At 61.3% G+C, this 14189-nt stretch carries 11 protein-coding genes; 5 read left to right on the top strand and 6 right to left on the bottom strand.

Features of this window, described 5'->3' with window-relative positions:
• Positions 1–202: 202 nt before the first annotated feature.
• On the bottom strand, positions 203–1615 hold the full coding sequence (locus tag A4A58_RS27175; protein WP_068738141.1) for a mannose-1-phosphate guanylyltransferase/mannose-6-phosphate isomerase: 1413 nt from the start codon (positions 1613–1615) through the stop codon (positions 203–205).
• A 9-nt stretch (positions 1616–1624) separates the two neighbouring features.
• Complete coding sequence (locus tag A4A58_RS27180) at positions 1625–2623, bottom strand: NAD-dependent epimerase (protein ID WP_068738144.1); 999 nt, start codon at positions 2621–2623, stop codon at positions 1625–1627.
• Between the two features lie 256 nt (positions 2624–2879).
• Here A4A58_RS27180 and A4A58_RS27185 point away from each other — a divergent pair, with 256 nt between their 5' ends.
• Positions 2880–3893, top strand: a complete 1014-nt coding sequence (locus A4A58_RS27185; protein ID WP_068738146.1) for an MraY family glycosyltransferase — start codon at positions 2880–2882, stop codon at positions 3891–3893.
• 7 nt (positions 3894–3900) lie between these two features.
• On the opposite strand, the gene A4A58_RS27190 is transcribed toward A4A58_RS27185, so the two are convergent.
• From A4A58_RS27190 to rfaD, 3 genes are read right to left on the bottom strand one after another with little or no spacing between them, the layout of a single operon-like run.
• A complete protein-coding gene (locus A4A58_RS27190) occupies positions 3901–5811 on the bottom strand; it encodes a nucleoside-diphosphate sugar epimerase/dehydratase (protein WP_068738148.1) in 1911 nt (636 codons plus the stop codon).
• Entirely contained in the window at positions 5808–7277 is a 1470-nt protein-coding gene (rfaE1, locus tag A4A58_RS27195) for a D-glycero-beta-D-manno-heptose-7-phosphate kinase (RefSeq protein WP_068738150.1), read from the bottom strand. Before rfaE1 ends, A4A58_RS27190 begins: the two co-directional genes overlap by 4 nt.
• A gap of 22 nt (positions 7278–7299) precedes the next feature.
• The gene (gene rfaD, locus A4A58_RS27200) at positions 7300–8280 is read right to left on the bottom strand and encodes an ADP-glyceromanno-heptose 6-epimerase (RefSeq protein WP_068738152.1); all 981 of its coding nucleotides are present in this window, start codon (positions 8278–8280) and stop codon (positions 7300–7302) included.
• Positions 8281–8471: 191 nt separating this feature from the next.
• Between rfaD and waaF the strand changes: the two genes are divergently transcribed.
• Positions 8472–9545, top strand: a complete 1074-nt coding sequence (waaF, locus tag A4A58_RS27205) for a lipopolysaccharide heptosyltransferase II (RefSeq protein ID WP_068738154.1) — start codon at positions 8472–8474, stop codon at positions 9543–9545.
• The gene (locus tag A4A58_RS27210; protein WP_068738156.1) at positions 9542–10072 is read left to right on the top strand and encodes an HAD family hydrolase; all 531 of its coding nucleotides are present in this window, start codon (positions 9542–9544) and stop codon (positions 10070–10072) included. Before waaF ends, A4A58_RS27210 begins: the two co-directional genes overlap by 4 nt.
• Here the strand turns inward: A4A58_RS27210 and A4A58_RS27215 are convergent.
• Positions 10054–11112: a glycosyltransferase family 4 protein gene (locus A4A58_RS27215; protein WP_068738158.1), complete on the bottom strand. Its 1059-nt coding sequence runs from the start codon at positions 11110–11112 to the stop codon at positions 10054–10056. The genes A4A58_RS27210 and A4A58_RS27215 overlap by 19 nt on opposite strands.
• A 115-nt stretch (positions 11113–11227) precedes the next feature.
• Between A4A58_RS27215 and galE the strand changes: the two genes are divergently transcribed.
• Positions 11228–12241: a UDP-glucose 4-epimerase GalE gene (gene galE, locus A4A58_RS27220; RefSeq protein WP_068738159.1), complete on the top strand. Its 1014-nt coding sequence runs from the start codon at positions 11228–11230 to the stop codon at positions 12239–12241.
• 137 nt (positions 12242–12378) lie between these two features.
• Complete coding sequence (locus A4A58_RS27225) at positions 12379–14181, top strand: ABC transporter ATP-binding protein (RefSeq protein ID WP_068738161.1); 1803 nt, start codon at positions 12379–12381, stop codon at positions 14179–14181.
• The last annotated feature ends 8 nt before the right edge of the window (positions 14182–14189 follow it).

Below are 14189 nucleotides of genomic sequence, written 5' to 3' on the forward strand. Positions count from 1 at the left end.
ACGATTTCGTGAGCCTTGGAACCGGACCCAGAGACCACAACCGCCTTTTCGTCGCCTTCCGGGCGCCCAATTGTGGCAAAGGTCGCTATTTCGTAAAATGGAAAAAGATACGGCATGAGAGGTCGTGGCAGCCCCTCACCGGTACCAATTCAGGCGAATGCACGCTGTGGGTGCATCGATTCGGGCGAGTTACGCCCGGCCACTAGTTCCGCTTGTAGTCGTCCTCAATGCGAACGATGTCGTCCTCGCCGAGATAACTTCCCGTCTGCACCTCGATCAGCTCGAGCGGAATTTTACCAGGGTTTTCCAGACGGTGCGTGGCACCGAGCGGGATGTAGATCGACTCGTTCTCGTGGACGGTCTTGATCTGATCGTTGATCGTCACCTTCGCGGTACCACGCACAACGATCCAGTGCTCGGAGCGATGGTGGTGCATCTGGAGTGACAGCCGCTCACCGGCTTTCACCACGAGGCGTTTCACCTGATAGCGCTCGCCATCCTCAAGAGCCTGCACAGATCCCCATGGTCGATGCACCTTGAGGTGATCCTCGGTGACCTTCGGCGCCGTGACCTTCAGCTTCGCCACAAGCCGTTTCAAGCCGTTAGCATCCTTCTGGCGGGAGACCAGCACGGCGTCGTGCGTCGCCACCACCACGAGATCGTCGACACCCTCCAGCGCCACCACCGGACCATCGCTGGCCACGTTGCAGTTGCGCGAGTCCTCGAACACCGCCACGCCCTGCGCGGCATTGCCCTGCGCATCCTTGTTGGAGAGCTCCCACACTGCGAGCCACGAGCCGACATCCGACCAGCCGCAAGACACCGGCACCACGGCCGCCTTCGTCGTCTTCTCCATCACGGCATAGTCGACAGAGATCGATTTTGCCTTCCCGAAAGCGTCCGCATCGAGCGTAAAGAAGCCGAGATCGCGGCCGGCCTTCGCCACAGCACTGGTGATGGTCTCGACACTATCGGCGTCGACGCGGCGATATTCATCGAGCAGCATCCCCGCCCGAAACATGAAGTTGCCGCTGTTCCAGAGATAACCGGCCTCAATATAACCGGTTGCCGTCTGCAGGTCCGGCTTCTCGACGAATTTGGCGACACTCTTCACCTCGCCGGAAAGCACCTGGCCTGGTGAAATATAGCCGTATTCGGTGGCCGGACGCTCCGGTTGCACGCCGAACGTCACGATGTGCCCGGCATCGGCAACCACCAGACCCGCCCGGCACGCCGCTACGAAAGCCGGCACGTCGCGCACCACATGATCGGCCGCAAGCGCAAGCACGACGGCTTCCTCATCCCGAGCCTGTGCAAAAGCAGCGCCGGCGGCAATGGCCGGGCCTGAATCGCGCCGCGCCGGCTCGAGCAGGATGTCTGCATCGAGCCCGATCTCGGCGAGCTGTTCGCGCACCATGAACCGATAGGCAGCACTCGTGATGACAATCGGACGATCAAACAAGCCAGCATCGGATACGCGAATCACGGTGTCCTGAAAGGTCGAGCGCGGCCCGAACAATGGCAGAAATTGTTTCGGGCGCCCCTCACGCGACGATGGCCACAGGCGCGTACCGGCACCGCCACACATGATCAGGGGAATAATGCGCTTGCTCATCAGTCGCTCTCAACCCTTCGCGTTCAGATTACCGTAGTGGCTGCGATACCACGTCACGAATTGCCGAATCCCCTCCTCGATCGAGGTATCCGGTTTGAAGCCGACGTCACGCATCAGATCGTCCACATCGGCAAAAGTCTCAGGTACATCGCCCGGCTGCATCGGCAGCATCGTCTTGACGGCTTCCAGCCCGAGTTCTTTCTCAAGAACCGAGACTACATGCAAAAGATCCTCAGGCTTGTGGTTACCGACGTTGTAGATTCGCGCTGGCGCCTCGTCCTCACTACCGGTCGGCACATGATCGATCAGCCGCCCGATAGCACCGACAACGTCGTCGACATAGGTAAAGTCGCGTCGCATGTTGCCGTGATTGAAAAGCTTGATCGGCTGCTTGTCGAGAATCGCCTTGGTAAACAGGAAGATCGCCATATCCGGCCGACCCCACGGACCATAGACGGTGAAGAAACGCAGCCCGGTGGTCGGCAGGCGATAGAGATGGCTGTAGGAATGCGCCATCAACTCGTTGGCCTTCTTCGTCGCAGCATAAAGGCTGATCGGATTGTCTACCCTGTCGCTGACGGAGAACGGTTTCTTCTTGTTGGCGCCATAGACCGACGATGACGACGCATAAAGCAGATGTTCACAGCCATTGTGCCGGCACCCTTCGAGGATATTGAGAAAGCCCTCGAGATTGGCATCGGCATAGGCGTGCGGCTGATCGATCGAATAGCGTACACCTGCCTGCGCTGCGAGATGAACGACGACCGGGAATTTGTACTCGCCAAACAACGCTGCGATCGCGGGACGATCTGCCAGATTCGCCCTCACGAAGGTAAAGCGGGGCTGGCCCTCCAGCAGCTTCAGCCGCGCCTCCTTCAGCGCCGGATCGTAATAGCTGTTGACGCTATCGAGGCCAACGACCGTTCGGCCTTCGGCCAGCAGTTGCCGCACCACATGGAAACCGATGAAGCCCGCAGCACCGGTGACAAGAATGGGTTGTTCAGACATCGTGTCCCCAGACATTCGCCAGGAATCGCCACGTTGCATGACGATCCGTATCGCATTCCATTAGCCATCCAGACGATGATGCTGAAATACTTCGGTATCGCAACACCCGATTGCGTCAGAAGCGCGGCCTTCGCTGCTAGCTATGCCGTAAAAACAGGATAAGAAGAGCCCCCGTGCATAACTCCGAACTATTTGTCTCATTGCGACCCAAATCTTCCCTGCAACGCATGTCATTCCTGCGACCAATGTCATCCCGATGTCGTCATTCGAACTGATTACAACCTTCGTCGCTCTGATTGTAGCCGCGGTTCTGTCCGCGGTTTGCATCAAGGCCATTCATCCTCTGCTTATCCGCTATGCAATGGCGCGACCGAATGCCCGATCGTCCCACAAGGTGCCGACACCGCAAGGCGCCGGCATCGCGGTGATATCAGTCACTCTGCTGGTTGCCGGGCTCTCCGTTGCAGTTCTTCCCGTCTCAGCGACACCGGCACTGTGGGTACTGTTCGGTGCAACGATCCTGATCGCGACCATCGGCGCGATTGATGATCTGCGTCCGATTTCCGTGACGCCGCGACTGCTGCTGCAAGCCGTCAGTATTGCCGCGATCCTGTTTGCCCTGCCCCCGACACTGCAGATCACACCGGACCTGCCTCTCTGGATCGAACGCGGCTTGCTGCTGCTGGCCGCACTCTGGTTCGTTAATCTCGTGAATTTCATGGATGGGCTCGACTGGATCACAGTGGCCGAAGTGATTCCGATCACCGCGGCGCTGGTGCTGATCGGCTTCTCCGGGCAACTGCCGTTATCGACGGCGTTCATTGCCGCTGCGCTTTGCGGCGCCACACTCGGCTTCGCGCCGTTCAATCGGCCCGTTGCGAAGATGTTTCTGGGCGACGTCGGCAGCCTTCCCGTCGGGCTGTTGCTGGCCTGGTGCTTCCTGCAACTGGCTTATGCGCACCATCTGGCTGCCGCCATCTTACTGCCGCTGTATTACCTTGCCGACGCGACCATCACCCTGCTCCGGCGGCTGGCAAAACGCGAGCCGGTGTGGCTAGCGCATCGCTCGCACTTCTATCAGCGCGCGACGGACAATGGCTTCGCCGTGATCGAGGTTGTGCGAACGGTATTCGTGCTCAATATCGGGCTGGCGGTACTGGCCGGCCTGTCTATTTATCTTCGCTCAGCTATTACCGACACGACTATACTTGTACTTGGCGGCATCGCCGTCGCGCTGGTGTTGCGCTCCTTCTCGACGCCGCGCCGCTGACGCAGCCTCACTGTGCCGCCGCCCGATATTCCGGCACCGCATCCTTCAGCGTCGCCACAGCGACCTCGTGTTGATCCGCCTCAATGGCCTTCCGCAAGATCGCAAGCCAGCTGTTCAGCGTCTCCAGCGGCAGTTCGTTCGGGCGGGCGGCGACGATGCCGGCGATACCGATCTCGCTGGTTGGCTCCTGCTCGGCGAACAATATCTCGTTGAGCCGCTCGCCCGGTCGAACACCGGTGAACACGATATCGATATCGTAGCCGGGCTGAAGACCGGACAGCCGGATCATGCGGTCGGCGAGATCGACGATCTTCACCGGTTGCCCCATGCTGAGCACATAGACCGATGCATCGGCATGCTGCGCATTCATCGCATGGGTTGCAGCGGTGACGACCAGATCGCAGGCCTCGCGGATGGTCATGAAGTAGCGCACCATATCGGGATGCGTCACCGTCACCGGCCCACCGGCTTCGATCTGCGCCTTGAACTTCGGCACGACGGACCCATTCGACGCCAGAACATTACCAAACCGCACCGAGATCAGCCGCATGGGCGATTTGGCGGCACTGCCGCTGATGGCGTCGCCATCCAGCGCCTGGCAATACATCTCGGCAAAACGCTTGGTGAGGCCGAGCATCGACACCGGCTCGATTGCCTTGTCGGTCGAGATCATCACCATCGCATCAGCACCCGATGCGAGCGCCGCATCGGCGACATTCACGGAACCGAAGATGTTGGTCTTGACACCCTCGCCCCAGTCACGCTCCAGGATCGGCACATGTTTCAGCGCGGCTGCGTGAAACACCGCATCCGGCCTGAAGGCGATCATCAGTTGATGAATGCGCTCGCGGTCCCTCACATCGGCAATTCGGCCCTCGATCGCTGCGCTGGTGACCTTGGCCGCCAGCTTTTCCATAGCCGCATGAAGCGCCGGCTCCGAATTCTCGATAATGAGCAGCCGTGCCGCGCCGAAAGTGATGACACGGTCGCAGATCTCGTAGCCGATCGAGCCGCCACCGCCGGTCACGACGATCGCCTTGCCGCGCACGAAGTTCTCCAGCCGGGCATAGTCGATCTTGACGCTCGGTCTCAGCAACAGATCCTCGACTGCCACCGGCGCCAATTGCGGCGTATCGCGGCTTTCCTCGAGCGACGGAATCCGGCTAACCGTCAGCCCGAGCTTGCGCGCACGCATCAATACGGACTCGGGCAACGCCTCTGCTTCAAACGCCGACGGCGTCATCACGATCCGTTCGATCGGACGTTGCCGCGTGCTGAAGTCATCAACGACATTGCCGAGATCGTCGATGCCACCGAGTACCGGCACACCTCGGATCGCCTGTCCACGATCGGACAGCGCCGGCGACAAGATACCAACCGGCCACATGCGCTTGACGGCACCACTCTCAATGCCGCGCAAGAACACCTCGGCATCGGCCGCACGACCAATCAGCAGTGCGGGTGACGCATCCATCGCGCGCGCTTGATTGCGCGTACGTGTATAACGAAAATAGCGATAGGCCAGTCGCGATCCGCTCAGAAAGAAGATCTGGATGAACCAGTAGATGATGATCGTTGTCTTGCCGAGGAAGAACGTGCCGTACACGTTCGGCGCCAGGAAGATATAGTCGAGCACCAGAAGCGCGCCCGTCAGCACCGTGGATGCCTTGATGATATTCAGCAAATCAGGCAGCGAGATGAAGCGCCACTTCGTCGTCGTCAGATTGAACAGGTAACAGACGAAAAAGCTGAAGACGACGAAGTACGGCAGGATCTTCAGCAGCAGCGGCAGCCGATCCCACAGATTTTCGCCATCGAAACGCAGCACGAAGCTGAGAACGACCGCGGCCGCCGTGACGATGGCGTCATGCGTCGCAATCATCCAGTTGCGGGCAGAAAACTGTGTGATGCGTGTCATGACTGTCCGCTGCGCGCGCGCTCGACCAGCGACGTCGTGCTGTGGCCTTGCAGGATATCGATCAGGATCACCTCTCCGCCGTTGGCGGCGACAACCTCATGGCCGACCACCTGCTCTCGCGTGTAATCGCCGCCTTTGACCAGCGTCGCCGGCGCGATCTGCGTAATCAGGTTCAGTGGGGTATCCTCTTCGAAAATCACGACCAGATCGACCGCTTCCAGCGCCGCAAGCACTTCTGCGCGGGCGCGTTCGTCCTGCACCGGGCGCCCCTCGCCCTTCAGACGCTTCACCGACGCGTCGCTGTTGAGGCCGACGATCAAGCGATCGCAAGTCGCGCGCGCTGCCGTCAGAACCTTTACATGACCGGGATGCAGGATATCGAAACAGCCATTGGTGAAACCGATTCGCAACTGCTGCTTGCGCCAGTCGGCTAGTTGCGCATTGAGCTCAGTCGATGCCACGATTTTCTCTTCAGCGGCCAGAAATGCATGCGGCAAAATCCGGCGACGCAGTTCTGACGGTGTGACCACCGCCGTTCCCTTCTTGCTGACAGCCACAGCGGCTGCGGCAGTTGCCGCGCGCAATGCCGCTTCCCAGTCTGCCCCGGCCGCCAGTGCCACGGCCAACATGGCTGCAACGGTGTCACCGGCACCCGAGACGTCGCGCACCCTGACCGGCAGCGCCGGTACATGGATGGGCTCGCCATCGCGTGGCACCAGCGTCATGCCATGCTCGCTCTGGGTCACCAGCATCGCGGCGCAGTCCGCCAGAATCATCGCTTCCTGCGCCGCGGTCGCGATGTTGATGTCGCTGTCGGCGCGGCTGCGCGTTGCCTCGACGAATTCCTTGCGGTTCGGCGTCAGCAAGGTCGCACCGCGATAGATCGCAAAATTTGCACTCTTGGGATCGACGATGACGCGCTTGCCGAGCTTCTTCGCCGCATCGATGACGTTACGGATCACCCGTGCGGTCAGCACGCCCTTGGCGTAATCGGACAGCAGTACGATGTCGACACGCGCGAGTTGCGGCAAAATTGTATCGATCAATTGCTTTTCGATGGCCGCGGACGCAGGCGCGGCCAGTTCCCAGTCGGCGCGCAACATATGTGTCGAGAAATGCTCTGACACGAAGCGCACCTTGCGCGTCGTCGGACGCGATGAATCCGTGACCAGCAATGCTTCGATCAGAGGCTCCTGCGCGAGCGCATTCTTGAGCGTTGCGCCGGCATCGTCCTCACCGACCAGGCCGACAAAGATGCATTTCGCGCCGAGGGCTGCAATATTGCGTGCGACATTTCCGGCGCCGCCGATATTGATCTCGCTGCGCTGAACCGCGATGACCGGCGCAGGTGCTTCCGGCGAAATCCGCGACACCTCGCCATAGACGAATTCGTCGAGCATCAGATCGCCGACACAGAGCACCGTCTGATCGGCAATCGCGTGCGACAGGGCGTCGAAATCAAACATCACACCGGTACCTGTTGCGCGTTCAGCGGAAGCGATCGGGCTGGTCGAGAAAGCCCTTCACATAATGGGAGACGGCATCTTCCAATGTTGTAAAACCGCCGTTGTAGCCGGCACCGCGCAACCGATCGACTTCGCTCTGCGTGAAGTACTGATAGCTGCCGCGAATCTGCTCGGGCATGTCGATATAGTCGATGTTCGGCCTGGTGCCGAGTGCGGTGTAGGCGGCCAGCATCAGGTCCTTGAAGCTGCGCGCGGTTCCGGTACCGACATTGAAGATGCCGCTGACACTGGGTGACGCCAGCAGCCACATCATCACGCGAACGACGTCCTCGACATAGATGAAGTCGCGGCGCTGATCGCCATCGGCGATGCCCTCGCGATGTGACTTGAACAGCTGGATGCCGCGGCCGGCCTTGATGTCGTCGAAGCGCCGCGCCAACACGCTCATCATCGAGCCCTTGTGGTACTCGTTCGGCCCGAACACGTTGAAGAACTTCAGGCCGGCCCATTGCGGCGGCAATTTCTCGCCGCGCGCAACACGTTCGGCGACCGCGAGGTCGAACAGGTGCTTGCTCCAGCCGTAGAGATTCATCGGCCGCAGTTTCTTGAGTTCGGGAACGGTCTGCTCGTCGCGAAAGCCCTGCGCACCATCGCCATAGGTCGAAGCGGATGATGCATAGATCAGCGGAGTCGCATTGGCCGTGCACCAGTCCAGCAAGCGCATCGACAGCCGGAAGTTCGTCTCGATGACCAGATCACCGTCGGTCGCGGTGGTTTCCGAAATCGCGCCGAGATGAATGACCGCATCGAGCTTGCGGCCCTTCAGCCAGTCCATCAGTTCGGCTGGCGGCACCACATCTGCAAGTTGCCGTTTGGCAAGATTACGCCATTTCCCATCATGGCCGAACACATCGCAGACAGCCACGTCCGCGCGGCCAGCGTCATTCAGCGCGGCCACGACATTCGATCCGATAAAACCGGCTCCCCCGGTCACAAGCAGCATGAAGTCCCCGATCTCATGATTGACCCACCTTTGCCTCAACCCTGCCCCACAGGCAACTTGGGCGCAGGGATGTCATAAAGACCGTGGGGACATATTTGGAAGCAACCCAAATGGCTTTACCTGCCGGAATGGAGCGGGTACCGACTTGAGCCGGATGTTGCCCGCGGCAGAACAGCGAAGTCCTTGAAAGAATGAACGTAAATTCCCCATACCAGGGCGTGATGGTCGATCCGGACGATACCCGGCCGATCCTGATCGTGCCCTATATGTGGATCGGCGATTTCGTCCGTGGGCATACGGTTGTCCGGGTCCTGAAAGAGCGCTGGCCGAACCGGCCGGTCGATTTGCTGGTGACCAGACTGGTTGCCCCGCTGGTCGACTACATGCCGGGCGTCCGCTCGGGCATCGTCTGGGACCTGCCGCGCAGCCAGCTTGCGCTCGCCAAACAATGGGAACTGGCGGCCACCCTGCGCGCACGGAACTATGGCACCGCGCTGGTGATGCCGCGGACCTGGAAATCGGCCCTGGCACCCGCTCTGGCCGGCATCCCGGAGCGCATCGGCTTTGTCGGCGAGGCCCGCTTCGGCCTGATCAATCAGTGGCGCTGGGGCGAAAAGAAGCTGCCGCGCATGATCGACAAGAAATGCGCGCTGGCGCTGCCGGACGGCACGCCGCTGCCGCCGGAATGGCCGGTGCCCCAGTTCCGCGTGCCCGCGGACGAGATCGCGCGCTGGCGGCAGGCCAATGGGCTGGGAACCGGCCCGGCCGTGGCGCTCGGACCCGGCTCGGTGGGCTCGTCCAAGCGCTGGACCTATTATGCCGAGGCAGCAAGACTGCTGGTCGAGCGCGGGCTGGACGTCTGGGTCATCGGCGGCCCCGGCGAGAAGAACCTCGCCAACGAAATCATTGCCGCCGCCGGTCCCCGCGCTCGCGACCTCACCACGGGCGACCTGCGCAATGGCGTGATCGGCATGGCCGCCGCCAATGTCGCCGTCGCCAATGATTCCGGCCTGATGCATATTGCGGCCGCCGTGGGCACGCCGACCGTCGGCATTTTCGGACCGACCAGCCCGCAGCTCTGGGGTCCCCTCAATCCGCTGGCGGCCACCGTGCAGACCAAGACCATTGTCCCGTGCCAACCCTGCCACAAGCCGGTCTGCACCATGAACAACCACGCCTGCATGCGCGACATTCCGGCCGAAGACGTTGCCGGGATCATTCAAGGCGTGATGGCCGAGGCGTCCAACAGAAGCGCACAGATATGACGACCACGCAAACAAAGCCCGCAGCGTTTCTGGATCGCGACGGCGTCATCAATTACGACGACGGCTATATGGGCACGGCCGATCGCATCCGCTGGATGCCGAACGCGGCCAAGGCCATTCGCCGGCTCAATGATGCCGGCTATTTCGTCTTCCTGTTTTCGAACCAGTCCGGCGTCGCACGAGGTTATTTCACCGAAGACGAACTCAATACGCTGTTTAAGTGGATGCGTTCCGAACTCGCCGCACAAGGCGCCCGCATCGATGACGTCCGCTATTGCCCACACCATCCGGCTGGATCGGTTGCGGGCTATCTGGAAGATCATCACTGGCGCAAGCCGAGCCCCGGCATGATCCTCGATCTGATGCACCACTGGCCTGTACAACGCAAAGGCAGTTTTGCCATCGGCGACCGCGATACGGATATCGAAGCGGCCAAGGCTGCGCACCTGCCCGGCTTCCTGTTTGCAGGCGGAGACTTGGATGCGTTCGTCGCGGATATCCTGCAGGGTCAGAGCAGCCTGCGATAAACCTCGGCAATTCCCCGCGCTTCTGCATCGAGACTGAATTTGTCGAGCACGCGCTGGCGCGCATGTGTGCCCATGGCTGCAGCAACATCGGGATCGCGCATCAGCGGCTCCAATGCCCGCGTGAGTGCCGCTGCATCGCCGGTCGGCACGAGCTTGCCGGTCACGCCCTCCTCAACCACGATCTCCGCGGCGCCCGCACGCGTTGCGACCAGCGCTGCTCCTACAGACATCGCTTCGATCAGCGTCAGACCGAAGCCTTCATTGCGCGAAGTGAAAGCGTAGATCGCCAGGCGTTGATACCATCGCTCGACGTCTTCAATGGGCAACTCGCCAGTGATGACGATGCGCGACTGCAGACCGGCATCGGCGATCTTCTTCTTGAGCTCATTGGCAAAGCCGATCTGGTCCGGCGTGATCGCGCCGACGATAACGGCCGTGAAATCGGGATAGCGCGGTAGCAACTCGCACATCGCATCGACGAACAGATCGGTGCCCTTCTGCGCGCGCACGCGGCCGAAGCAGCCGATCGCATAACGCCCGGGCAAATTCGCTTCCGCAAACGCTGCCGCGCGATCGATGGGCGGTGCATAGCGATCGGTATCGACACCATGCGTCACCACGGTCGCCGATCGCTTCAGATACGACGCGGAAATGTCGCTGGTCGCGATGATGGCGTCCATGCGGCTGATCAGCCAGCGTGTGATCCACGTATGATGGCGCTGCGCTGCCGAAGTGAAGAGCAGTTTCAGCGGCCATCCAAGCGCCTTGAGCAGAACGCCGGCAATCATCTCGTTGTTGCGCCGCGCGTGCCAGATCACCGGCTTACGGCGCAGCCACAATTTCATGAGATCGCCGACATCCATGCGCGCAATGCCGGCGGGCGCGTCGGATCCGAGCCACGCTGCGTCGAACATGTCTGCGAGTTTCGGCGCCACCATACGATTGGTCGCCGTCACACCGGAGTAGCGCCAGTGCAGATTCGTGACGATCAGCTGCAGTTTATCGGGTGTTTTGCCCGCAATCGGCACAGGTGACTCCATTTCGCCTGATTTCCTATACGCAACATTAAGCATAGTGGCCAGTTGCCGGCCGTCGAAACCCACTCTTCATCCCGGACGCTATAGCGTTCCCAAAACGGGAGAGTGAGTAAATCCAATGACCGTCCTTGTCACCGGCGGCGCCGGTTATATCGGAAGTCACATGGTCCATGCGCTGGTGGAAGCCGGCGAGAGCGTGGTCGTGATCGACAATTTGTCGACGGGCTTCTCAACATATCTCCCCGAGGGCGTTCCGCTGTTCATCGGCGATGTCGCTGACGAGAATCTTGTCGAGGGCGTCATCGCTGCCCATGGCATCGACGCCATCATCCATTTTGCAGGCTCTGTCGTCGTACCGGAATCGATGCGCGACCCGCTTGCCTACTATCGCAACAACACGATGACGACGCGCAACCTGCTCAACGCGGCAGTGAAGTGCGGCGTCAAGAAATTCATCTTCTCGTCGACCGCCGCGGTCTACGGCAATCCCGATTTCACGCCGGTGGCAGAAGATGCCCCAACGCGTCCGCTGTCGCCTTACGGATCATCGAAGCTGATGACCGAGATCATGCTGCACGACATCGCACCGGCCTATGGCATGGAGTTCGTCGCGCTGCGTTACTTCAACGTCGCCGGCGCCGATCCGCAGGGCCGCACCGGTCTGGCCACCATGGGCGCGACGCATCTGCTCAAGATCGCCGTCGAGGCCGCCACAGGTCAACGCAGCAAGATCGACGTGTTCGGGACCGATTATCCGACGCCCGACGGAAGCTGCATCCGCGACTTCATCCATGTCAGCGACCTCGTTCAGGCGCACCGCGCCGCACTGAGCTACCTCCGCGAAGGCGGCACATCCACGACCCTCAATTGTGGCTATGGCCGCGGCTATTCGGTGCTGGAAACCATCGAGGCCGTGCGGCGTGCATCGGGCCGAAATTTCGCGGTTCAATACGCCCCGCGCCGCGACGGCGACATCATGACCATGATCGCCGATACCACCCGGATCCGCGCGACGCTCGACTGGACGCCCCAATACGACGATCTCGAAACCATCGCGCGCCACGCGCTGGCCTGGGAAGAGAAGCTCGCCCGCGAGCGCCATGGCATTGAATTATTGGCCAAATCGGCCTGATTCCAGCGGTGTGTGACGGGCTGGCAAGCCCGAATTTGGCTTGAAAAACCTCGATTTAACGGGCAATCAGGCGGCTGTTTCGCAAGCTGACTGGGCGCCCTGGCAAATCCCTGCCCGGCGCCGTCGCTGGACCGCGGATGGCCAAGATTACTCGCAAAGTCACTGACGATCCGTACGGCGCCTGGGCGCTGATCCGCCGCTTGGTCGCCGAACAGGCGGTCACCTATTGGCGGCGCTACCTCTTGGCCTTCCTGCTGATGGCCGTCTCCGCCGCCACCACCGCGGGCGCCGCCTATATGCTCGGCGAGGTCATCAACCAGGCCTATGTCGACAAGAGCATCGAGCGGATCGCGCTGTTCTCGGGCTTCGTGGTGGTGATCTTCCTGATCAAGGGCGCGTCGACCTACGGCCATACCGTCATTCTATCGAAGATCTCCAATGCCATCGTTGCCAACAATCAGCGCCGGTTGTTCGCCAAGCTGATGAACGAGAGCATCGGCTTCTTCTCGGAGCGGCATTCGTCGGAATTCCTGCAGCGGCTCACCGCCGGCGCCAATTCGGTGACGCAGGTGCTCAGCCTGCTGATCAACGCCGTCGGCCGCGATCTGCTGTCGCTGATCGCGCTGGTCGGCGTGATGGTGATGCAGGACCCCTATATGGCGCTGTTTGGCTTCCTGGTGGCGCCGCCCGCGATGCTGGTGCTGCGCAAGCTGGTCCGCCGCATCAAGGGCCTCGCCCGCAACCAGTTCACCGGCACCACCGAGATTCTGGAAGTGATGCAGGAATCGCTGCAGGGCATCCGCACGGTGAAGGCCTTCACGCTCGAACAGACCATGCAGCAACGCATGGAAGCGAGCATCACGGCCGTCGAGCAGAACGCCAACAGGATGGCGCGCGTCTCCAGCCGCTCTAGCCCGCTGATGGAAACGCTGGGCGGCTTCGCCATCGCGGCCTCGCTGATGTATGGCGGCTATCGCGTGGTCGCGATGGGTGCGACGCCTGGGCAATTCTTTTCCTTCGTCACCGCCTTCCTGCTGGCCTATGAGCCGGCGAAGCGCCTGGCGCGGCTGAACATCGACCTCAACAGTCAGATCATCGGCGCGCATACGCTCTTGGAGATCGTCGATAGCCCAGCCTCCGAGCCGAATGACGACCACAAGCCGGCGCTGAAGCTGACCGATGCGCGCGTCGAGCTGCAGGACGTCACGTTCCGCTATCGCCCCAACGAGGTGGTGCTCAACCGCATGAGCTTCGTCGCCGAGCCCGGCAAGGTCACCGCACTGGTCGGCCCGTCCGGCGGCGGCAAGTCCACGGTGCTGGCACTGCTGCTGCGTCTCTATGAAGTCAGCGAAGGCGACATCACCATCGATGGCCAGTCGATCGGTCAGGTCTCCCGTCGCTCGCTGCGCGGCCAGACGGCCTATGTCGGACAGGATGTCTATCTATTCCGCGGCACGATCCGCGAGAACATCGCCTTCGGCAAACCGGGCGCGACGGAAGACGAGATCGTTGCGGCAGCCAAGGCCGCCAGCGCCCATGATTTCATTCTGGGCTTCCCGCTCGGATACGAGACGCCGGTTGGCGAGCACGGTGCGCAACTCTCCGGCGGCCAGCGCCAGCGCATCGCCATCGCCCGCGCGCTGGTGAAGAACGCGCCGATCATCCTGCTGGACGAAGCTACCGCAGCGCTGGATTCCGAATCCGAAAAATCGGTGCAGGAAGCCATCGAGCATCTCTGCCAGAACCGCACCACGATCGTCATCGCGCACCGCCTGCACACCATCATGCATGCCGACGCAATCCTCGTGGTCGAGGGCGGCGAGATCGTCGAGCGCGGCCGCCACGACGACCTGCTGCGCCGTGGTGGACGCTACGCGTCGTTCTTCCGCTTGCAACATCGTGATGCTTCGCCGCTGGCACCGCTTGATGCGTCGGCGTAAGACTTGCC

The sequence above is a fragment of the Tardiphaga robiniae genome (assembly GCF_001618955.1).
Taxonomy (GTDB): domain Bacteria; phylum Pseudomonadota; class Alphaproteobacteria; order Rhizobiales; family Xanthobacteraceae; genus Tardiphaga; species Tardiphaga robiniae_A.